Annotated in this window: 21 protein-coding genes and 2 pseudogenes; 15 read left to right on the top strand and 8 right to left on the bottom strand. The window is 74.3% G+C overall.

From position 1 onward, the window contains the following. Positions 1 to 157: pseudogene (locus tag FM076_RS34215) on the bottom strand (protein phosphatase); the annotation flags it as partial. A 256-nt stretch (positions 158 to 413) separates the two neighbouring features. Between FM076_RS34215 and FM076_RS26180 the strand changes: the two are divergent. Then, complete coding sequence (locus FM076_RS26180) at positions 414 to 944, top strand: SRPBCC family protein (protein WP_173873360.1); 531 nt, start codon at positions 414 to 416, stop codon at positions 942 to 944. Between the two features lie 99 nt (positions 945 to 1,043). On the opposite strand, the gene FM076_RS34740 is transcribed toward FM076_RS26180, so the two are convergent. After that, on the bottom strand, positions 1,044 to 2,408 hold the full coding sequence (locus FM076_RS34740; RefSeq protein WP_173873359.1) for an MFS transporter: 1,365 nt from the start codon (positions 2,406 to 2,408) through the stop codon (positions 1,044 to 1,046). Between the two features lie 277 nt (positions 2,409 to 2,685). On the opposite strand from FM076_RS34740, the gene FM076_RS26170 reads away from it, so the two are divergent. The 14 genes from FM076_RS26170 (at position 2,686) to FM076_RS26110 (ending at position 15,566) form a co-directional block, all read left to right on the top strand. Continuing rightward, complete coding sequence (locus tag FM076_RS26170) at positions 2,686 to 4,536, top strand: ABC-ATPase domain-containing protein (RefSeq protein ID WP_173873358.1); 1,851 nt, start codon at positions 2,686 to 2,688, stop codon at positions 4,534 to 4,536. Between the two features lie 22 nt (positions 4,537 to 4,558). After that, the gene (locus tag FM076_RS26165) at positions 4,559 to 5,134 is read left to right on the top strand and encodes a GNAT family N-acetyltransferase (RefSeq protein WP_173873357.1); all 576 of its coding nucleotides are present in this window, start codon (positions 4,559 to 4,561) and stop codon (positions 5,132 to 5,134) included. A 19-nt stretch (positions 5,135 to 5,153) separates the two neighbouring features. Continuing rightward, positions 5,154 to 5,684: a hypothetical protein gene (locus FM076_RS26160; protein ID WP_173873356.1), complete on the top strand. Its 531-nt coding sequence runs from the start codon at positions 5,154 to 5,156 to the stop codon at positions 5,682 to 5,684. 107 nt (positions 5,685 to 5,791) lie between these two features. After that, on the top strand, positions 5,792 to 5,875 hold the full coding sequence (locus FM076_RS35095) for a putative leader peptide (RefSeq protein WP_312000843.1): 84 nt from the start codon (positions 5,792 to 5,794) through the stop codon (positions 5,873 to 5,875). Between the two features lie 246 nt (positions 5,876 to 6,121). Next, positions 6,122 to 7,816 carry a nitrite/sulfite reductase gene (locus tag FM076_RS26155; protein WP_173873355.1) on the top strand — a complete coding sequence of 565 codons (1,695 nt, stop codon included), beginning with the start codon at positions 6,122 to 6,124 and terminating at the stop codon, positions 7,814 to 7,816. Positions 7,817 to 7,838: 22 nt separating this feature from the next. Continuing rightward, positions 7,839 to 8,024 (top strand): hypothetical protein, encoded by a 186-nt coding sequence (locus FM076_RS26150; protein WP_173873354.1) that lies wholly within the window; start codon positions 7,839 to 7,841, stop codon positions 8,022 to 8,024. Beyond that, positions 8,021 to 8,737, top strand: a complete 717-nt coding sequence (locus FM076_RS26145; RefSeq protein ID WP_173873353.1) for a phosphoadenylyl-sulfate reductase — start codon at positions 8,021 to 8,023, stop codon at positions 8,735 to 8,737. The genes FM076_RS26150 and FM076_RS26145 overlap by 4 nt, the downstream gene beginning before the upstream one ends. Before the next feature lie 62 nt (positions 8,738 to 8,799). After that, positions 8,800 to 9,336 (top strand): adenylyl-sulfate kinase, encoded by a 537-nt coding sequence (cysC, locus tag FM076_RS26140; RefSeq protein WP_173873352.1) that lies wholly within the window; start codon positions 8,800 to 8,802, stop codon positions 9,334 to 9,336. Then, the gene (cysD, locus tag FM076_RS26135) at positions 9,333 to 10,280 is read left to right on the top strand and encodes a sulfate adenylyltransferase subunit CysD (RefSeq protein ID WP_173873351.1); all 948 of its coding nucleotides are present in this window, start codon (positions 9,333 to 9,335) and stop codon (positions 10,278 to 10,280) included. The genes cysC and cysD overlap by 4 nt, the downstream gene beginning before the upstream one ends. Before the next feature lie 2 nt (positions 10,281 to 10,282). Beyond that, complete coding sequence (locus FM076_RS26130) at positions 10,283 to 11,647, top strand: sulfate adenylyltransferase subunit 1 (protein ID WP_173873350.1); 1,365 nt, start codon at positions 10,283 to 10,285, stop codon at positions 11,645 to 11,647. A 167-nt stretch (positions 11,648 to 11,814) separates the two neighbouring features. After that, positions 11,815 to 12,960 carry an aliphatic sulfonate ABC transporter substrate-binding protein gene (locus tag FM076_RS26125; protein WP_173873349.1) on the top strand — a complete coding sequence of 382 codons (1,146 nt, stop codon included), beginning with the start codon at positions 11,815 to 11,817 and terminating at the stop codon, positions 12,958 to 12,960. Positions 12,961 to 13,022: 62 nt separating this feature from the next. Continuing rightward, positions 13,023 to 13,775, top strand: coding sequence for an ATP-binding cassette domain-containing protein (locus tag FM076_RS26120; protein ID WP_173873348.1), 753 nt, complete (start codon positions 13,023 to 13,025; stop codon positions 13,773 to 13,775). Beyond that, a complete protein-coding gene (locus FM076_RS26115) occupies positions 13,762 to 14,775 on the top strand; it encodes an ABC transporter permease (protein WP_173873347.1) in 1,014 nt (337 codons plus the stop codon). Before FM076_RS26120 ends, FM076_RS26115 begins: the two co-directional genes overlap by 14 nt. Further along, positions 14,775 to 15,566, top strand: coding sequence for a sirohydrochlorin chelatase (locus FM076_RS26110; RefSeq protein WP_173873346.1), 792 nt, complete (start codon positions 14,775 to 14,777; stop codon positions 15,564 to 15,566). Before FM076_RS26115 ends, FM076_RS26110 begins: the two co-directional genes overlap by 1 nt. A 99-nt stretch (positions 15,567 to 15,665) precedes the next feature. On the opposite strand, the gene FM076_RS26105 is transcribed toward FM076_RS26110, so the two are convergent. The 6 genes and pseudogenes from FM076_RS26105 to FM076_RS26080 form a co-directional block, all read right to left on the bottom strand. Beyond that, positions 15,666 to 16,832, bottom strand: coding sequence for an LLM class flavin-dependent oxidoreductase (locus FM076_RS26105; protein ID WP_173873345.1), 1,167 nt, complete (start codon positions 16,830 to 16,832; stop codon positions 15,666 to 15,668). A 49-nt stretch (positions 16,833 to 16,881) separates the two neighbouring features. Then, positions 16,882 to 17,457, bottom strand: a complete 576-nt coding sequence (ssuE, locus tag FM076_RS26100; protein ID WP_173873344.1) for an NADPH-dependent FMN reductase — start codon at positions 17,455 to 17,457, stop codon at positions 16,882 to 16,884. A gap of 46 nt (positions 17,458 to 17,503) precedes the next feature. Further along, positions 17,504 to 17,812: pseudogene (locus FM076_RS26095) on the bottom strand (winged helix-turn-helix domain-containing protein); the annotation flags it as partial. Positions 17,813 to 17,847: 35 nt separating this feature from the next. Further along, positions 17,848 to 18,738, bottom strand: coding sequence for a TauD/TfdA dioxygenase family protein (locus tag FM076_RS26090; RefSeq protein WP_173873342.1), 891 nt, complete (start codon positions 18,736 to 18,738; stop codon positions 17,848 to 17,850). A gap of 25 nt (positions 18,739 to 18,763) precedes the next feature. After that, positions 18,764 to 19,639 (bottom strand): ABC transporter permease, encoded by an 876-nt coding sequence (locus FM076_RS26085; protein WP_173873341.1) that lies wholly within the window; start codon positions 19,637 to 19,639, stop codon positions 18,764 to 18,766. Then, complete coding sequence (locus FM076_RS26080; RefSeq protein ID WP_173873340.1) at positions 19,636 to 20,484, bottom strand: ABC transporter ATP-binding protein; 849 nt, start codon at positions 20,482 to 20,484, stop codon at positions 19,636 to 19,638. Before FM076_RS26080 ends, FM076_RS26085 begins: the two co-directional genes overlap by 4 nt. Between the last annotated feature and the right edge of the window lies 1 nt (position 20,485).

Genomic DNA, 20,485 nt, shown 5'->3' with positions numbered 1-20,485 from the left:
CCCAGGGCACGGGGTCGGGTGCGCGGCCGAGCAGGTACAGCCCGAAGCGGGGTGCGGGCCCGGGCGGCAGCGGGTGGCGCAGCCCCCTCCCGCGGACGAGCCGTCCCGACGGCAGCCGGAGCACTCCTTCGGTTCCGGGGTCCCAGGTGGCGGTCATGCCGTGAGCGTAGCCAGCCGGTCGTCCGTCCACAGGGGAACGGGGGAACCGGGGAACCCGGGCCGCACCGGACCCCGCGTCCCGTCCCCGGCGGCCGTCTCTCCCCGCCCCCGGCGGCCGTCCCCTTCCCAACCGGCCGCCCCCTCCCCGTCCGTGCCCTCTCCGGTCCCCCGTCCGGCGCCTCCCCTGGTGCGGGCGCCGGTCCGCCGGGGGACGATCGGCGCGACGGCCTCCTGGCGAAGGGCGTGACCGAGGCATGAGCATGGAGCTGGGCATCTTCGTGGAGCGGGACGGTCTTCCCGCCGTGCGGCTGGAGCGGCCGTTCCCCGTGGGGACGGAGCAGGTGTGGCGCGCGCTGACCGAATCCGACCTGCTGGCGGCGTGGTTCCCCTCGCCCACCGTGCGCATGGAGCAACGGGTGGGCGGGCACGTGGAGTTCGCCGGGGACCCGTACGCGGACGACGGGACGGGGACGGTGCTGGAGTTCGACCCGCCGAGCCGGCTGGCCTACACCTGGAGCGAGGACGAACTGCTCTTCGAGCTGGGTCCGCGCGGCGAGGGCTGTCTGCTGGCCCTCACCGACGTCCTGGAGGAGCGCGGGGCCGCGGCCCGCAACGCCGCGGGCTGGGACGTGTGCCTGGACGAGCTGGAGAAGCTCCTCACCGGCGGCACCCCTTCCGGCCCGCACAGCGGTTCGGCCAGCGACTGGCGGGCCCGGTACGACGCCTATGTGGCCGCCGGAATGCCCTCGGGCGCCCCGATCCCCGAGGGCGGCGACCCGGGCTGACCCCGCCCCTCTCCCGGCCTCGCCCCGGCCTCTCCCGGTCTCGCCCCGGGCCGGTTCCGCCCGGCCGACGGGCACCCGCCGCCGCTCCCGCCCCCTCTCTCACGACCACCGGCGGGCGACCAGCACTGTCCAGCAGGTGAGCGCGGCGCACAGGGCCGCGCCCGTGGCGAACACCGCCGAGTGCCGGCCCTCCTGGAGGAGGGACGTGGTGACCGCCACGGTCGCGGAGCTGGCCAGCATGGCCGCGGCCGAGAAGAGGGAGGCGGCGCGGGCCCGGGCGGAGGCGGGCAGCAGCCGGGGCAGCCAGGTCTGGAGCGTGGTGTGGAGGTAGCCCCAGGCGGTGCCGAGCAGGGCGGCGCAGAGCATCAGCACGGCGGTGCCCGGCAGCACCGCGACCAGCACGGCGCCGGTCACCCCCAGCGAACCGCCGGTGGCCAGCAGTCTCTTGGGGCCCCACACGCGGGCGTGGCGGCGCAGGACGAGGGTGCTGCCCAGTACGCCGACGGCGTAGGTGACCAGCACCGCCGAGGTCGAGGTGTGGGCGCCCGCGGTGGCGAGGGCGGGGGCGAGGAGGGCGGGCAGGCCGAGCATGACCGCTCCCTCGGCCGCGCCGAGTCCGAGCACGGTGCCGTACGCGGAGGCCGGCCGGGGCGGCGCGGGGCACTCCGGGCGCGGGTCTCCGGCCCGGACCGCCTCCCGGGCCGGGGTCGCTTCCCCGGCCCAGGTCGCTTCCCCGGCCGGAGGCGCGTTCCCGGTGCCTGCCGCCTCCCCGGCCCGGGCCGCCTCCCCGGCCCGGGCCGCTCCCCCGGTGCGGCGGGCCCCGGTGCTCCCCATGGGGGCGGGATCCGTGCCCTCGCCGGTGGGGGCGGAGTCCGTGCCGGTGGGGGCGGGGTCCGCGTCCTCGTCGGTGGCCTGGTCGGGCCGGGGGTGGATGTGGACGATGCGGGTGGCGCTGAGCCGCCAGAGTGTCAGGGCGGTGAGGAGGGCGATGAGGGCGAAGGCGGGTCGCCAGGAGCCGATGCTCAGCACCGTGTCGGCGAGGACGGGGGAGGCGATCGCACTCGCCGCGGTGACGGTGGTGAGCGTGGCGAACGCGCGCTGTCTGGCGGGGGGCGAGCGCAGCGACTCGTAGTAGAGGGAGACGGAGGGGGTGACGGTGGCGAAGCCCGCGCCGGCGGCGGTGCGCAGGGCGACCCACCATCCCGGCCCGGGGCACAGGGCCGATCCGAGGGAGGCGGCCACCGCGACGAGCAGTCCGGTGCGCAGGCTGGGGCCGGGCCCGTACCGGTCGGCCAGCCAGCCCCAGACGGGCAGGGCGAGCCCTTGGCCGAGGGAGTAGGCGGCGACTCCGGTGGTGACGGTGGCGATGTCGGTGTGCCAGGCGGTGGCGAGGGCGACGAGCAAGGGGGCGCACAGATGCCAGTCGGCGTTGCCGAGGGCCGCGGCCCAGCGGAGCGCGTGCACGGTGCCCCTCCTCCCGGTCGGCAGGGGCGGGGCTTTTGCGATCCCCGCCTGGCAGTAGAGAATATGGAGGTTTTTCCAAAGAAGGTGCTGTGTACGGGAATTTGACCCCTTCTGGGGACGGTCCGTCCGCATCGCCGAGAGCGTGACCGGGCCCCGGGGGCGGCGTTTCGGGGTGGTCGGTCCGGGCCCGTATCGTCGTTTTCCGTACGGCCCGCGGGGCCGGCCGGCAGTCCGGACGGACGGGACAGAGCAGGACGACAGGAAGGCGGCGAGCGGCGTGCGCGAGGAGTTCGGTGGCGCTGGGGGCCGGCGGCGCGGAGGCGGACGCCCGTACGGGCGCGGCGGCGGATACGGCGGACCGCGCGCGGGGCACCGCCCCCGCGGGCGCGGCGGCCCTTCCCGGGAGCGGGACGGGCGGCCGGAGTACGAGGAGCCCGGCGCGCGCGGGGTCCGCACCGGGCTGGCGGCGCAGCTGCGGTCGCTGGAGGGCGCGCAGTACGGGCGGTACAAGAGCCTGGTCGGACGGTGGGAGCTGCCCGGCGGTTTGACCCTGGAGCTGGTGCGCGGGCAGGCCGACCCCTATGCCCCGCCCGCACGGGTGGCCGTTCACGTCCCCGGCCGGCTCGCGGGGCTGCCCTCCGCGCTGTGGGAGACCGCGACCCGTCGGCGGGCGCTCGCCTCGTACCTGGTGCGGCAGGCCGCCCGGGCGGTGCGGGGCGAGAAGGCGCTGCGGGTGGACGCGGGCGGGCAGGAGGTGCTGGAGCGCAGCTCGTGCACGGTCAGCGGTGACGACGGTTCGGTGACGCTGCGGCTGGGGGTGGCGCTGCCGGGGCACGGGCGGCGCATCGACGGGCACGAGGCGGAGCGGCTGCTGTGCCAGGTGCTGCCGCAGGCGGCGGAACGCGCGTTGCGCCACGACGCGTTGGACGCCGGCGAGGTGCGGCGCTTCGTGGAGACGGTGGAGGACTCGGTCGCGCTGCGGGACGCGCTGGAGGGGCTGGGCCTGGTGGGGTTCGTCGCCGACGGCGCCGTGCTGCCGCGCCGCAGCGGGGTGGACGACCGCCCGGCGACGGGACCCGGCGTGGTGCCGTTCGCCTCTCCCGAGGAGCTGCGGGTGACGGTGGAGCTGCCGCACGCGGGCGCGGTCACCGGCATGGGCGTGCCGGAGGGCGTGAACCTGGTGGTGGGCGGCGGCTTCCACGGCAAGTCCACGCTGCTGCGCGCCCTGGAGACGGGCATCTGGGACCATGTGCCGGGCGACGGGCGCGAGTTGGTCGTCTCACGCCATGAGACGGTGAAGCTGCGGGCCGAGGACGGCCGCCGGGTCGAGCGGGTCGACGTGCACGCGTTCGTGGACCACCTGCCGGACGGGTCGGACACCGCGGACTTCTCCACCGCGAACGCCTCGGGCTCCACGTCCCAGGCGGCGTCCCTGTGCGAGGCCGTGGAGGTGGGCGCCAAGGTCCTCCTGATCGACGAGGACACCGCCGCGACCAATCTCATGATCCGGGACGCCCGGATGCAGGCGCTGGTCGCCAAGGACCGGGAGCCGCTGACCCCGCTCGTGGACACCATCCGCTCCCTGCACCGCGACCACGGGGTCTCCACGGTGCTGGTGATGGGCGGCTCCGGCGACTACCTGGAGGTCGCCGACCGCGTGGTGATGATGGACGCCTACCGCCCCTCGGACGTCACCGCGCGGGCCCGTGAGATCGCCGCCGTGCCCACGGGGCGGCATGCCGAGGCGGAGTCCTTCCCCGGCGTCGTCGCCCGCGTCCCCGACCCGGCGTCCCTGGGCGCGGAGGTGCGGGGGCGGGCGCGGATCCGCGCGCGGGGCGAGGACGTGCTCACGTTCGGCGACCACGAGGTGGACCTGCGCGCCGTCGAGCAGATCGCCGACCCGCGGCAGGTCACCGGCATCGGCCTCGCCCTCGAACTGATGGTGCGGCGCGGCATGCTGGACGGGCGGCGGACGCTGGCCGAGGCGCTCGACCTGCTGGACGAGGTGCTGGCCGAGGGCCCGACCGGGCCGCTGCTGACCATCCGGGACGAGGACTTCGCCGCGCCCCGCCGGTTCGAGACGGCCGCGGCCGTCAACCGCGTCCGGGGGCTGCGTATGCTGCGCTGAACGGGCATGGTTGGCTGTGGGCATGGCCGACACCGAGACCGTGATCACCTGGTACCTGGAGCAGACCTCGCCCGCCGACCTGTCGCACGCGCGGACGCCTGACGAGCGGGCCGGGGTCACCGTGGCGCGGGCCGAGGTGCCCAGCCCGGAGTTCAGCCGGTTCCTCTACACCGCGGTCGGCGCGGACAACTCCTGGATGGACCGGCTGCCGTGGACCTACGAGGAGTGGGAACGCTTCCTGGACCGTCCGGGGTTCGAGACGTGGGTCGCCTACGAGCGCGGCACCCCGGCCGGGTTCGTCGAGCTGGACGGCGCGAGCGAGCCCGGCACGGTGGAGATCACCTCCTTCGGGCTGCTGCCCGCCTTCCGGGGACGGGGCATCGGCGGCCACCTGCTCTCCGTCGGTGCCGCCCGCGCCTGGGACCTGGCCGGGCGGTGGGACGGTCACCCGGCGACCACCCGCGTGTGGCTGCACACCTGCTCCCGCGACGGCCGGCACGCCCGCGCCAACTACGAGCGGCGCGGCTTCCGCGTCCACCGCGAGGAGAGCGCCCGGGAGCCGGTGACGGCCCACCCGGGCCCCTGGCCCGGCGCCTGAGGTGGCGCGCCGGGGGCCGGTGCCGCGCAAGCACGGCTTCGGACGGGCGGTACTGATCGGCACCGTCACGCTGATGTGCGCGTGTGCGGCGCTGTGGGTCTTCGCCTCCGCCGCGTTCACGAACCCCAGCGACCCCGGCGGCCTCGCGTTCGGGGTCGTCATGCTGGTCGTGGGGGCGCCGCTGGTCGCCGCGGGGTGCCTGGTGGCGACGGTGTGCCTCGCGCTGCCCGCGCTGGTCCTCGCCGAGCTGGCGCGGCGCGAGCCGTGGCCGTGGGTGCTGCTGAGCGCGCTGGTCGTCGCGGCCGGCCCCTTCGGCCCCTGGACGGCTTTCGAGGGCGGGTGGCCGGTCTCGGTGGGGGTGTGGCTGGCCGCGGCAGGAGCGCTCGGTGCCACGGCGCTGTCGGCCCGGGCCGCGCGCCGGCAGGTCGCGGCCGTGGGGGCGTGGCGGGCGCTCGGCCGGACGCTGTGCCGGGGCGCGGTGGCCTGCCTGGCCGCTCTCGTGCTGGGGTTCGCGGTGCACGGGGTCGCGCTCGCCGCCGGGTTGTACTGAGCGCCGGTGAGCCGCCGACTCCGCACTCATCCCACCATGCGACACACATATGTCCACCATCCGGATAGCAGTGGACTCGCCTCTCACGGCCGTGCAACGCTTCCGTCATGTCTCGCGCCGGAATCGCCTTGGTGAGTCGACGTCACGTCGACCTCGTCCGCGTGTCCAGCGCCATCTGTCCGGCGGGCTGACAGTCACAGCACCGCCGTTCCGACGCCGTTCTCCTGACGTCCCCTGACGCCTGACCCGGCACCGCCGAGCCCTGGGCCGCCGCCCCCATCGTCGCGGGCGGACCGTCCGAGCCGGCGCCCACTTCCCCGCGTACAGGCAGGTCCGCGGTCCGGTGACCGCCACCGGAGCCCGACCGCCCGAGCGCGATCCGGACCGACATCCGCCCCGAAGCGTGCCCGCGTCCCCTGCCCGAAGGATCCTCCGCCATGGCCGACACCTCCGAGCGCCCCCCAGCCCCCGCCCGCCGCAAGGCGGGACGCCACCGCGGCGAAGGGCAGTGGGCCGCTGGTCACTTCACGCCGCTCAACGGCAACGAGCAGACCAAGAAGGACGACGACGGTCTCAATGTGCGGACACGCATTGAGACGATCTACGCCCACCGCGGGTTCGACTCCATCGACGGCGCGGACCTGCGCGGCCGGATGCGCTGGTGGGGCCTCTACACCCAGCGCAAGCCCGGGATCAGCGGCGGCAAGACCGCGGTGCTGGAGCCGGAGGAGCTGGACGACACGTACTTCATGCTGCGGGTGCGCATCGACGGCGGGCGGCTGACCACCGGGCAGCTGCGCGTCATCGGGGACATCTCCCAGGAGTTCGCGCGCGGCACCGCCGACATCACCGACCGGCAGAACGTGCAGTTCCACTGGATCCGCATCGAGGACATGCCCGAGATCTGGCGGCGGCTGGAGGGCGTGGGGCTGTCCACCACCGAGGCCTGCGGCGACACCCCGCGCGTGATCCTCGGCTCGCCCGTCGCCGGTATCGCCGTGGACGAGATCATCGACGGCACCCCCGCCATCGAGGAGATCAACCGCCGCGTCGTCGGCAACCCGGCCTATTCGAACCTGCCCCGCAAGTTCAAGACGGCGGTCTCCGGGTCGCCGCTGCTGGACGTCGCGCACGAGATCAACGATGTGGCGTTCGTGGGTGTCGACCACCCCGAGCACGGCCCCGGTTTCGACGTGTGGGTGGGCGGCGCGCTGTCCACCAACCCGAAGCTGGGCGTCCGGCTGGGCGCCTGGGTGCCGCTGGATGAGGTCGCCGACGTCCACGAGGGCGTCACGGGCATCTTCCGCGACTACGGGTACCGGCGGCTGCGCAACCGCGCCCGGCTGAAGTTCCTGGTCGCGGACTGGGGCGCGGCGAAGTTCCGGCAGGTGCTGGAGGACGAGTACCTGGGCCGCACGATGATCGACGGTCCGGCGCCGGCGCAGCCGCCGCGGCAGTGGCGCGACCACATCGGCGTCCACCGGCAGAAGGACGGCCGCTACTACATCGGCTTCGCCCCGCGCGTGGGCCGCGTGGACGGTACGACCCTCAGTAAGATCGCGGACCTCGCGGAGGCGCACGGCTCCGGGCGGGTACGCACCACCGTCGAGCAGAAGATGATCGTGCTCGACGTCGAGGAGGACCAGGTCGCCTCGCTGACCGAGGGCCTGGAGGCGCTCGACCTGACCACCCGGCCGTCGGTCTTCCGGCGCGGCACCATGGCCTGCACCGGCATCGAGTTCTGCAAGCTGGCCATCGTCGAGACCAAGGGCCGCGGCTCCTGGCTCATCGACGAACTGGAGCGCAGGCTCCCCGACTTCGACCAGCCTGTGACCATCAACCTCAACGGCTGCCCCAACTCCTGCGCCCGCATCCAGGTCGCGGACATCGGCCTGAAGGGGCAGCTGGTCACCGACGCGGACGGCAACCAGGTGGAGGGCTTCCAGGTGCACCTGGGCGGCTCCCTGGGCCTGGAGCCGGGCTTCGGCCGCAAGGTGCGCGGTCTGAAGGTGACCGCCGACGAACTTCCCGACTACATCGAACGTGTGCTGCGCGCCTTCCAGGAGCAGCGCGAGGACGGCGAACGCTTCGCCCAGTGGGCCGCGCGGGCCGACGAGGGCGATCTCAAGTGAGCGCGGTGGAGGGAGGAACCCGGTGAGTGAGCGCGCCGCGCCGTTCCACTGCCCGTACTGCGGCGACGAGGACCTGCGCCCGAACGAGGCGGGCCCCGGCGCCTGGGAGTGCCGGGCCTGCAACCGGGCGTTCCGGCTGACGTTCCTCGGGCTGCTCGCCTCCGGGCTGCGGTCGGCACACTCGAACGGAGAGGACCCCACCCCATGAGCACGGCACACATAGCGCGGCAGCGCTCCCCCGAAGAGCTCAAGTCGCTGGCCGAGCGGGCGGGCCGGGACTTCGAGGAGGCGGACGCACGGGACGTGCTGCGCTGGGCGGCCGACACGTTCGGGCACCGCTTCTGCGTCACCTCCTCCATGGAGGACGCCGTCGTCGCGCACCTGGCCTCCCGTGTCTTCCCGGGCGTCCGCGTGGTCTTCCTCGACACCGGCTACCACTTCCCGGAGACCCTCGGCACCCGCGACGCCGTCCAGGCCGTGATGGACGTGGAGGTCGTCACCCTCACGCCCCGCCAGTCCGTCGAGCAGCAGGACGCCCAGTACGGCCCCAAGCTGCACGACCGGGACCCCGACCTGTGCTGCGCGCTGCGCAAGGTGCAGCCGCTGGAGGAGGGGCTGCGCGCCTACGACGCCTGGGCCACCGGGCTGCGCCGCGACGAGTCGCCCACCCGCGCGAACACCCCGGTCGTCGGCTGGGACGAGAAGCGGCAGAAGGTCAAGGTCTCCCCCATCGCCCGCTGGAGCCAGCAGGACGTGGACCGCTACATCGCCGAGAACGGGGTGCTGACCAACCCGCTGCTGACCGACGGCTACGCCTCCGTCGGCTGCGCCCCGTGCACCCGCCGGATACGGCCGGGCGAGGACGCGCGTGCCGGGCGCTGGGCCGGCCGGGGCAAGACCGAGTGCGGACTGCACCTGTGACAGCCGGGGGAAGGAAGAGGCGTGAGGGGACCTCGGAGAGCGGACGGGAGACGAGGGAGACGATGACGAGCGGCGCCACCGTGTGGCTGACCGGCCTGCCGAGCGCGGGCAAGACCACCCTCGCCACGGCACTGGCCGAGCGGCTGCGCGGCGAGGGGCGGCGGGCCGAGGTGCTGGACGGGGACGAGATCCGCACCTTCCTGAGCGCGGGGCTGGGCTTCTCCCGCGCCGACCGGGACACCAACGTGCGGCGGATCGGCTTCGTCGCCGAACTCCTCGCCTCGCACGGCGTGTTCGCTCTGGTGCCGGTCATCGCCCCGTACGCCGACAGCCGCGAGGCCGTCCGCAAGCGGCACCAGGCCGAGGGCACCCCGTATCTGGAGGTGCACGTCGCGACCCCCGTCGAGGTGTGCTCCCAGCGGGATGTGAAGGGCCTGTACGCGAAGCAGGCCGCGGGCGAACTGACGGGGCTGACCGGGGTGGACGACCCGTACGAGGAGCCCGAGGACCCGGATCTGCGACTGGAGACCCACGGCCAGAGCGTCGAGGAGTCGGCCACCAAGCTGCACACGCTGCTGAGGGAGAGGGGACTGCTGTGACCACGGTGGTGACCGCGCAGGAGGACGCACGGGAGGAGACGGCCGGCCCGTTCGCGCTCTCGCACCTGGACGCGCTGGAGTCGGAGGCCGTGCACGTCTTCCGGGAGGTGGCCGGGGAGTTCGAGCGCCCGGTGATCCTCTTCTCCGGGGGCAAGGACTCCATCGTCATGCTGCACCTGGCGCTCAAGGCGTTCCACCCCGCGCCGCTGCCGTTCGGGCTGCTGCACGTGGACACCGGGCACAACTTCCCGGAGGTGCTGGAGTTCCGGGACCGCACGGTGGCCGAGCACGGGCTGCGGCTGCACGTGGCGCTGGTGCAGGAGTACATCGACGCCGGCACCCTGCGCGAGCGTCCCGACGGCACCCGCAACCCGCTGCAGACGGTGCCGCTGCTGGAGGCCATCTCGAAGAACCGGTTCGACGCCGTCTTCGGCGGCGGGCGCCGGGACGAGGAGAAGGCGCGGGCCAAGGAGCGGGTCTTCTCGCTGCGGGACGAGTTCGGCGGCTGGGACCCGCGCCGCCAGCGCCCCGAGCTGTGGCAGCTCTACAACGGCCGGCACGCGCCGGGCGAGCACGTACGGGTCTTCCCGCTCTCCAACTGGACCGAACTGGACGTGTGGCAGTACATCGCGCGGGAGAAGATCGAGCTTCCCGCCATCTACTACGCCCACGAGCGCGAGGTCTTCTCCCGCTCCGGGATGTGGCTGGCACCCGGCGAGTGGGGCGGCCCCGGGGACGGGGAGCGCCTGGAGCGGCGCCAGGTGCGCTACCGCACCGTGGGCGACATGTCCTGCACCGGCGCCGTCGACTCGGACGCGGACACGGTCGAGAAGGTGATCGCGGAGATCGCCGCCTCCCGGCTGACCGAGCGCGGGGCGACCCGGGCCGACGACAAGCTCTCCGAGGCCGCGATGGAAGACCGCAAGCGGGAAGGCTACTTCTGATCATGACCGAGACCCTGGGCAACGGAGCGCCGGAGACGGCGGCCACCGCCGTGGCTGCTCCCACGGCGTTGCTGCGCTTCGCCACCGCGGGCAGTGTCGACGACGGGAAGTCCACGCTGGTCGGCCGACTGCTGCACGACTCCAAGTCGGTGCTGAGCGACCAGTTGGAGGCCGTCTCGCGCGCCTCGCAGGAGCGCGGCCAGAAGGCGCCCGACCTGGCTCTGCTGACCGACGGCCTGCGCGCCGAGCGCGAGCAGGGCATCACCATCGACGTGGCCTACCGCTACTTCGCCACGCCCCGGCGCCGGTTCATCCTCGCCGACACCCCGGGCCATGTGCAGTACACCCGCAACATGGTCACCGGCGCCTCCACCGCCGAGCTGGCCGTCGTGCTGGTGGACGCCCGCAACGGGGTGGTGGAGCAGACGCGCCGGCACGCCGCCGTGGCCGCGCTGCTGCGGGTGCCGCACGTGGTGCTGGCGGTCAACAAGATGGACCTGGTCGGCTACGAGGAACCGGTCTTCGCCGAGATCGCCGAGGAGTTCGGCACCTACGCCACGTCGCTGGGCGTGCCGGAGGTGACCGCCATCCCGATCTCCGCGCTGGAGGGCGACAACGTGGTGGCGCCCTCGGCGCACATGGACTGGTACAGCGGCCCCACCGTCCTGGAGCACCTGGAGACGGTCCCGGTCACCCACGACCCCACCGACGACCCGGCCCGCTTCCCCGTCCAGTACGTGATCAGGCCCAGGACCGCCGCCCACCCCGACTACCGCGGCTACGCGGGCCAGGTGGCCTCCGGTGTGCTGCGCGTCGGCGACCGCGTCACCGTGCACCCCTCGGGCCGCGGCAGCACCATCGAGGCCATCGACGCGCTCGGCCAGTCCGTGGACCTGGCCTGGGCACCCCAGTCGGTCACCCTCCGGCTGGCCGACGACCTCGACATCTCCCGCGGCGACCTGATCGCCCCCGCCGACGCGGACCTGTCCCCCACCCAGGAGGTGACCGCCACCGTCTGCCACCTCCACGACAGGCCGCTCCAGCCCGGCGACCGGGTGCTGCTCAAGCACACCACCCGCACCGTCAAGGCCCTCGTCAAGGACATCCCCTCGCGGCTGACCCTGGACGACCTCTCCCAGCACCCGGCGCCCGGCCGGCTGGCGGCCAACGACATCGGCCGCGTCACCCTGCGGACCGCCGAGCCCCTCCCCCTCGACCCGTACCACCGCTCCCGCCGTACCGGCTCCTTCCTCCTCATCGACCCGGCCGACGGCACCACCCTCACCGCGGGCATGGCGGGCGAGGCGTTCGCGGACGCGGACACGCCGGTGGCCGCGGCGGCCGACGACGAGGGCTGGGACTTCTAGGCCATGGGCATCCCGGGAGAGGTCTTCTCGACCTTCGACCAGACCGGTGGCCGGATCGGCAGCGGCGCACGCGGCAGCGGCCAGGGCGGCGTGGGGCGATGTGGCCGGTGAGGCACCTGCCCACCGCCTGCCCGCGCCCTGACCCGCCCCGCTGAGAGGACACCTTTGTGGCCCGCACCCGACCACCGCGCACCCGCCCGTTCCGTCACCGCCCGGCCCGCCGCGCCGCCACCGCCCCGGTCTCCCTGGCCGCCGTAGGGGTACTGCTGTTCGCCGCGGGCTGCGGCTATGGCTCCAAGGCCGTCGGGAGCGGGGACCCGAAGCCCGCCGGCGGCAAGAAGATCGACGGCCTGGACGAGGTGAGGGTCGGCTACTTCCCCAACGTCACCCACGCCACCCCGCTGGTCGGGCTGCGCTCCGGCGGGCAGATCCCGAAGGAGCTGGGCGGCACCAAGGTGAAGACCCAGGTCTTCAACGCGGGCCCGTCCGCGATCGAGGCGCTCAACGCCAAGGCCGTGGACCTGACCTGGGTGGGCCCCTCGCCGTCCGTCAACGGCTACGTCCAGTCCGGCGGGAAGAACCTGCGCATCGTCGCGGGCGCGACCTCGGGCGGGGCCTCCCTCGTGGTGAACCCGGAGAAGATCTCCTCGCCCGGCGATCTGAAGGGCAAGAAGATCGCCACCCCGCAGCTGGGCAACACCCAGGACGTGGCCCTGCTCCACTACCTGCGGAGCAAGGGCATCGCGGTGGACCCCGAGACGGGCAAGGGCGCCACCTCCGTGCTGCGCCAGGACAACAAGGAGATCCCCACCACCTTCCGGCAGGGCGGCATCGACGGGGCATGGGTCCCGGAGCCGACGGCGTCCAAGCTGGTCGACGAGGGCGGCAAGGTGCTGCTGGACGAGAAGAAGCTGTGGAAGGGCGGCAGGTTCGTCACCACCAACCTGGTGGTGCGGCAGGACTTCCTCGACAAGCACCCCGACGTGGTCGAGGCGGTGGTGCGCGGCTCCGTGAAGACCAACGCCTGGATCAGGGCGCACCCCGGCGCGGCGAAGAAGCACATCAACGAGGCGCTGCGGCGCGACGCGGGAAAGCCCCTGCCCGGCAAGGTCCTTGACGCGGCGTTCGGTGAGATCGACGTGACGGACGACCCGCTGGCCGCCTCGCTGAAGCGGCAGGCCGACCACGCGGTCTCGGCGGGGCTGCTGAAGAAGCCCCGCCTCGAAGGGATCTACGACCTGGCCCCCCTGAACCGGGTGCTCAGGAGTGAGGGCCGCCCCGCCGTGTCCGACGCCGGACTGGGCCGGAAGTGACCACGCACGCCCCCGTCCTTGCCCAAGGGACTCCAGCCCAAGGGACTACAGGAGGTGAAACAGTGACCGTAACCACCACGAGCGCCGCGGCCCGCCTCACGCACGTGTCCAAGTCGTTCGGCCCCCAGCAGGTGCTGGACGACATCAGCCTCGACGTCGCGGACGGCGCGTTCGTCACGCTGCTCGGCGCCTCGGGCTGCGGCAAGAGCACGCTCCTCAACCTCGTAGCGGGTCTCGACACGCCCACCGCCGGCAGCATCGAGGTGCCCGGCGGACGTCCGGCGCTGATGTTCCAGGAGCACGCGCTCTTCCCGTGGCTGACGGCGGGCAAGAACATCGAACTGGCCCTCAGGATGCGCGGGATGCCGAAGGCCGAGCGCCCGGCGGAGGCGGAGCGCCTGCTGGAGCTGGTACGGCTCAAGGGCGCCCACCGCAAGCGGGTGCACGAGCTGTCCGGCGGTATGCGGCAGCGGGTGGCGCTGGCGCGCGCGCTGGCGCAGGACAGCCGGCTGCTGCTGATGGACGAGCCGTTCGCGGCGCTGGACGCCATCACGCGCGACGTGCTCCACGAGGAGCTGACCCGTATCTGGTCGGAGACGAACGTCGCCGTCCTGTTCGTCACGCACAACGTGCGCGAGGCCGTGCGCCTGGCCCAGCGCGTCGTGCTGCTCTCCTCCCGGCCCGGGCGCATCGCCCGTCAGTGGGAGGTCGGCATCCCGCACCCGCGCCGTATCGAGGACGCGGACGTGGCCGGGCTGTCCGTCGAGATCACCGAACAGCTCCGGGGGGAGATCCGCCGCCATGGCCAGCACTGAGACGCAGCCGAAGCAGGAAGCCGGTACGGCACCGGGCGACGAGGGGGCCGGGGCGCGGGCCGCCACCGCCGCCGCGCAGGAGCCCTCCGCCGTCACGAAGGAATCCGCCACCACGAAGGAGCCCGCCGCCGGCGGTGAACCCTCCCCCGGCGGTGACCTCGCCGGTCTGGAGGCGGGCCTGGACGCGCTCGACACCCGCGCCTCGGCCCGCACCCCGCTCCCCGAACTGCTGCGCCGCAAGGCGCTGCCGCCGCTGATCGCCGTGGTGCTCGTGCTGGGCCTGTGGCAGGCGGCGTTCACGCTGGGCCTCAAGCCGGACTACCAGTTGCCGAGCCCGCTGATGGTGTGGGACGCGCTGGCCGAGGAGTGGTACAAGGGCACGATCCTGGGCGTCATCTGGCAGAGCGTGTCGCGGGGTGCGCTCGGCTTCGCGGTGGCGCTGGTGGTGGGTACGCCGCTGGGGCTGCTCGTGGCCCGGGTGCGGCCCGTGCGGGCGGCCATCGGGCCGATCCTCTCCGGGCTCCAGTCGCTGCCGTCGGTGGCGTGGGTGCCCGCGGCCATCATCTGGTTCGGGCTGACGAACGCGACGATCTACGCCGTGGTGCTGCTGGGCGCCGTACCGTCCATCGCCAACGGACTGGTCGCGGGGGTGGACCGGATCGACCCGCTCCACCTGCGGGCCGGCAAGGTGCTCGGGGCCACCGGGCTGCGCGGCGTCCGCCATGTGCTGCTGCCGGCGGCGCTGCCCGGCTACATCGCGGGGCTCAAGCAGGGCTGGGCGTTCTCCTGGCGCTCCCTGATGGCGGCCGAACTGATCGCGACCTCGCCCGAACTGGGCGTGGGCCTGGGCCGACTGCTGGATACGGGACGCTCCTACCAGGACATGCCGCTGGTGCTCGGCGCGATCCTGCTCATTCTGCTGGTGGGCGTCGGCATCGAACTGCTCCTCTTCGCGCCCGTCGAGCGGCGGGTGCTGCGTCACCGGGGGCTGCTGCGCTGATGCGCCCGACACCGCCGCTCCCGGCTCCCGCCCCGGCCCTGCTGCTGGTCGCGCACGGCAGCCGCGACCCGCGCCACGCGGCGACGGTCACGGCGCTGGCGGCGCGCGTGCGGCGGCTGCTGCCCGGGGTGCGGGTGGCGGTCGGCCACCTCGACTTCGACGCGCCGTCCGTGCGGGACGCGCTGGGCGCGCTGTACGCGGCGGGGGTACGGGAGACCGTCGCCGTGCCCCTGCTGCTGACCCGCGCCTTCCACGCGAAGACGGACATCCCCGCGGTGCTGGCCGAGGTGACGGCCGGTCTGCCCGGCATGACGGTGCGGCAGGCCGGTGTGCTCGGCCCGCATCCCCTGTTGACCGCCGCCCTGGACAGGCGGCTGCGCGCGGCGGGGCTGCCCCGCTCGGCCGCGCCCTCGACCGGCGTCGTCCTGGCGTCCGCCGGTTCCTCCGACCCGGAGGCGAGCGCAGTGATCGCTGATATCGCGCGGGAGTGGCGGCGTACCACCGGTTGGTGTGCCGTGCGGCCTGCGTTCGCCTCCGCCTCCCCTCCCCGTACGGCCGATGCCGTGCGGGCCCTGCGTGCGGACGGTGTCCGCCGGGTGGCCGTCGCCTGCTACGTGCTGGCCCCCGGCCGCCTGCCCGACCGCATCGCCGCCGGCGCCCGCGAGGCCGGCGCCGACATCCTCGCCCCCGTCCTGGGCCCCGCCCCCGAGGTGGCCCGCGTGGTGGTGGAGCGCTGGACGGCGGAAGCGGGGCGGCCCCTGCTGCCGGCAGGGGCCGCGGCGGCCGCGTAGGGGCCGCGACAAGAGCGACAAGAGGGGCCCCGCCCGGTGGGATGCGCCCGGGCGGGGCCCCTCCGCGTGCGGCCGGGCGGCCCAGCCGTCCCGGTGCCGTCAGGCCGGGACGGGGGCCGTCCGCTCGGGGTGCGGCTCGCCCGTTCCCCGCTCGGCCCGCCGGCGGACGAGGGGGAGGACGTTCTCGCCGAACCAGTACGCCTCCTCCAGGTGCGGGTAGCCGGAGAGGACGAACTCCTCGATGCCGACGCGGCGGTACTGGCCGATGAGGTCGGCGACCTCCTCGTGGCTGCCGACCAGCGCCGTGCCCGCACCGCCGCGCACCAGGCCGATGCCGGCCCACAGCCCGGGGTGGATCTCCAGGCCGGCGGCGGCGCCCCGGGCGCCGGGGGCCTGGGGGAGGCTGCCGCCGTGCAGCTCCAGCATCCGGCGCTGTCCCTCCGACTCGCTGCGCCGCAGCCCGCGCTGGGCCTCCGCGACGGCCTCGGGGGTGAAGCCGTCCAGCAGGCGCTGGGCCTCGGCCCAGGCCTGCTGCGAGGTGTCCCGGGAGAGCGTGTGCAGCCGGATGCCGAAGCGGAGCTTGCGGCCCTCGGCGGCGGCGAGCGCGTGGACGCGTTCGATCTTCTCCGCGACCTGCGCGGGCGGCTCGCCCCAGGTCAGGTACACGTCGGCGTAGCGGGCCGCGACGCGCAGGGCCGCGGGCGAGCTGCCGCCGAAGTACACGTCGGGCACCGGCTGCGGCACACGCGCCAGCCGGGCCTCGGCCACCGTCAGGTGCTCCCCGTCGAGCGTGACGGTCCCGCCGTTCCACAGGCCCCGCACGATGCGGAGGAACTCGCCGGTGCGGGCGTAGCGGGCTTCCTTGCCGAGGAAGTCCCCGTAGGCCCGCTGCTCCTGGCTCTCGCCCCCGGTGACGACGTTGAGGAGGAGGCGGCCGCCGGTGTGCCGCTGGTAGGTGGCGGCCATCTGGGCGCCGAGCGTGGGCGAGAGGAATCCGGGCCGGAAGGCGACCAGGAACTTCAGGCGTTCGGTCTGCTGGGTGAGCATCGCCGTGGTCAGCCAGGCGTCCTCGCACTGGGCGCCGGTGGGGGTGAGCACGCCGGCGAAGCCGAGCTGTTCGGCGGCGCGGGCGATCTGGCCGAGGTAGCCCAGTGAGGGCGGGCGGTCGGCGCCCGCCGCGCCCAGCGGGCTGCCGTGCCCGCCGCCCACGACGTGCCGGCTGTCGCCGCTGGTGGGCAGGAACCAGTGGAAGGTGGGGGTGGTCACGCGGTGTCTTCCTTTCGGGCTGTCACACGGACGGAGGGACGCCGGGCTGTCACACGGCCAGGGGGACGCCGGTGCGGTCGGACGCGCGCAGGGCCCCGGCCAGCTCGGTCACCGCCTGGGCGATGCCGGCCTCCGCCTCGGGTGCGAGACGGACGCCGGCGTCGGCGGTCGGTTCCGCGGCGATGTCCCGGTCCAGGACGAACCAGCCGCGCAGCACGCCGCCGGCGCCGAGCGCGGTCAGGACGGGGCGCAGGGAGTAGTCGAGCGCCAGCACATGGGCCGTGCTGCCGCCGGTGGCGAGCGGCAGCACGTGCTTGCCGCCGAGCGCCGCGCGCGGGAGGACGTCGAGGAAGGTCTTCAGCAGCCCGCTGTAGGCCGCCTTGTAGACGGGGGTCCCGACGATGACGGCGTCCGCCTCCGCCACGGCGGCCACCGCCTGCCGGATCGCGGGGTGGCCTGCGTCGGCGCCCAGCAGCGGGGCCGGCGGCAGGTCGCGTACGGCCAGGTGCCGTAGCCGTATCTCGTGGCCCTCTTGGCGGCTGAGCCGGGCGCCGACGTGGCGGAGGAGCTGTTCGGTGCGGCTGGGGTCGGTGGGGCTTCCGGTGAGCGCGAGGATGTGCGCCATGGGGGGTTCCTTGCTGTCGGGGCCGTTCGGTGAGGTACGCGCATGCTCAGGGGACGTACTTGTAGCCGACCCTGCGGACCGTCACGATCCGGCCGCGGTGGCGGGGGCCGAGCTTGCGGCGCAGGCGGGCGATGTGGACGTCGACGGTGCGCCCGTCCCCCACGTGCTGGCCGTAGCCCCACACGGCGGAGACGAGGTGGCCGCGGGTGTGCACCCGGTGGGGGTGGTCGACCAGGTGGGCAAGCAGCTCGAACTCCAGGTAGGTCAGCTCCGCCTCGACGCCGTCCACATGGACGGTGCGCCGCTCCCGGTCGACGAGGACCCCCTCCTCGCCCGCGGGCTCGTCCGCCTCGGGGACGGGCAGCCGGACGACGCGCAGTGCGGCGCCCATCAGGCGGCCGCGGGGGTGTAGTGGCCGGCATCGTCGCCCTCGACCAGGCGGCTGCGTTCGCCGTCCACGCCGACGGGCACGTCTCCGGCGACGGTCACCCGGTGCAGGCGGCGGGGCAGGTCGCCATAGTCGTCGGGGGCGTAGTGCTGGGTGATGCGGTTGTCGAACAGGATCAGGTCGCCGGGCGCCCAGGTCCACCGCACCGTGTTCTCGGGCCGGGTCACGTACGCCTGGAGGATGCGCAGCAGATCGCGGGACTCCTCGGCGCCCAGCCCGACCAGGCGCTGCGCGAACCCGCCGATGAACAGGCCGCGTTCGCCGCTCTCCGGGTGGACCCGCACGACCGGGTGCGCGGTCTGCCAGCGGCGGGAGGTGAAGACCTTGCGCCGCTCGGCCGCGGCCTGGTTCTTCGGCTCGGCGTAGTCGAAGGCGTTGGTGTGGACGGCCCACAGCCGGTCCGCCAGCTCGCGCAGCGGCTCGGGCAGGTCGGCGTAGGCGGCGGCCGTGTTGGCGATGAGGGTGTTGCCGCCGTGGGGCGGGACGACGAGTGCGCGCAGGGTGCTGGCCTTGGGCGGGGTGCGCACGAAGGTGACGTCGGTGTGCCAGCGGTTGGCCCGTACGCCCTCCTCGCCGTCCACGGGCAGGACGTGCGGCCGGCCCTCGACGGACGGCACCGTGGGGTGGGCGGTGGTCAGCTCCCCGAAGAGGGAGGCGAAGCGTATCTGGTCGGAGTCCTGGAGGTCCTGGTCCCGGAAGAAGAGGGCCTTGTGCTCCAGGAGCGCGGCGTTGATCTCCTGGACGAGCGAGGCGTCGAGCCGCGTGGACAGGTCCACGCCGAGGATCTCGGCGCCGGTGCGGCCGCCGACACGGCGGATGTCGAAGCTGGTCATCGTGCGGTTTCCTTTCGGCAGGTGTTCAGGCTGTGGCGCGCCACGAGGTGAAGCGGCGCTCCAGGGCGACGAGGAACTGGTTGAAGGCGACGCCGAGCGCGGAGACGGTGAGGATGCCGGCGTACATCTGCGGGATGGCGAAGTTGTATTGCGAGTTGGTGATGAGGAAGCCCAGTCCCGCCTTGGCGCCGACCATCTCGGCGGCCACCAGCACGAGGACGGCGACCCCGCCGGCCAGGCGGATGCCGGTGAAGACCGCCGGCACGGAGGCGGGGAGGATCACCTTGGTGAACAGCCGCCAGGGCGGCAGGTCCACGCTGCGGGCCAGTTTCAGCAGGGTGGGGTCCACGGTGCGTACCGCGCTGATGGTGTTGAGCAGCACCGGCCAGGTGCAGGCGTACAGCACGATGGAGATCTTCGACGTCTCGCCGATGCCGAGCAGCAGGACGAAGACGGGCAGCAGCGCCAGCGCGGCGGTGTTGCGGAAGACCTCCAGCAGGGGCCCGAGCAGGTCGGCGACGGGCTTGTACCAGCCGATGAGCAGCCCCAGCGGTACGGCCAGCGCGACGGCGAGCCCGAAGCCGCTGAGCGAGCGGACCAGGCTGGCCCGCGCGTCATCGAGCAGCTGCCCGTCGGCCAGCAGCTCCCACCAGGCGGCGGCCACTTCGGAGAACGGCGGCAGGAAGACCCGGTCGGCCAGGCCCACGCGCGGTGCGGTCTCCCACAGGGCGAGCAGCACGGCGATCGCCGCCGTGCGGGTCAGTGCGGCCCGCAGGGCGCCCAGCGACCGGCGGAGCGGCGTGCGGGCGGGTGCGCGGCCGGGCGGCGGGGGCTGGGTAGCGGCGGCGGACCCGGGCCGGATGCGGGTGCGGGCGTCGGCGGGGGTGACGGTGGTGCTCATGCGGCGACCGCCTCGTCCTCCAGCGCGGACCGCTCCAGTCGCTGTGCGCGGCTGACCTCGTCGTGCAGCAGTTCCCACAGGCGGTGCCGGCAGGCGGCGAACCCGGGGCTGGAGCGGAGGTCGCCGGCGGCGGTGCGGTCGCCCAGGTCGATGGGCACGCTCTCCTTGACGCGGCCGGGGCGGGAGGTGAGCACGGTGACGCGGCGGCCGAGGGTCACGGCCTCGTCGATGCTGTGCGTGATGAAGACGACCGTCTTTCCGGTGCGCTGCCAGATCCGCAGCAGTTCGTCCTGGAGGGATTCGCGGGTCTGCGCGTCCAGGGCGGCGAACGGCTCGTCCATCAGCAGCACGTCGGGGTCGTAGGCGAGGCTGCGGGCGATGGCGACGCGCTGGCGCATGCCGCCGGACAGCTCGTGCGGGTGCCGGTCCTCGAAGCCCTCCAGGCCGACGAGGGCCAGGAACTCCGCGGCCCGCTCGGCCCGTTCGCGGCGCGGCACTCCGCCGGCCTCCAGGCCGAACTCGACGTTGCCGCGCGCGGTGCGCCACGGCAGCAGCGCGTACTGCTGGAAGACGGTGCCCCGGTCGCGGCCGGGCCCGGTGACGGGGGCGCCATCCAGCAGGACACGGCCGCTGCTGGGCGTGGCCAGGCCGCCCAGCAGGTCCAGGAGGGTGGACTTGCCGCAGCCGCTGGGGCCGACGAGGACGTGGAACTCGCCCGCCGCGATGTCGAGGCCGATGTCCTGGAGCGCCGTGAACGCGGCGGGGGCGGCGCCGCGTGCGGCGCGGACGGGGAAGGTCTTGGTGACGTTCTCGAAGCGGATCTTCGGGACGGTGCCGGTGGTCATG

It is taken from the genome of Streptomyces albus subsp. chlorinus (assembly GCF_013302895.1).
Classification (GTDB): domain Bacteria; phylum Actinomycetota; class Actinomycetes; order Streptomycetales; family Streptomycetaceae; genus Streptomyces; species Streptomyces chlorinus.
The sequence above is the reverse complement of the archived record's forward strand: the minus strand, read 5'-3'. Positions and strand labels throughout refer to the sequence as shown.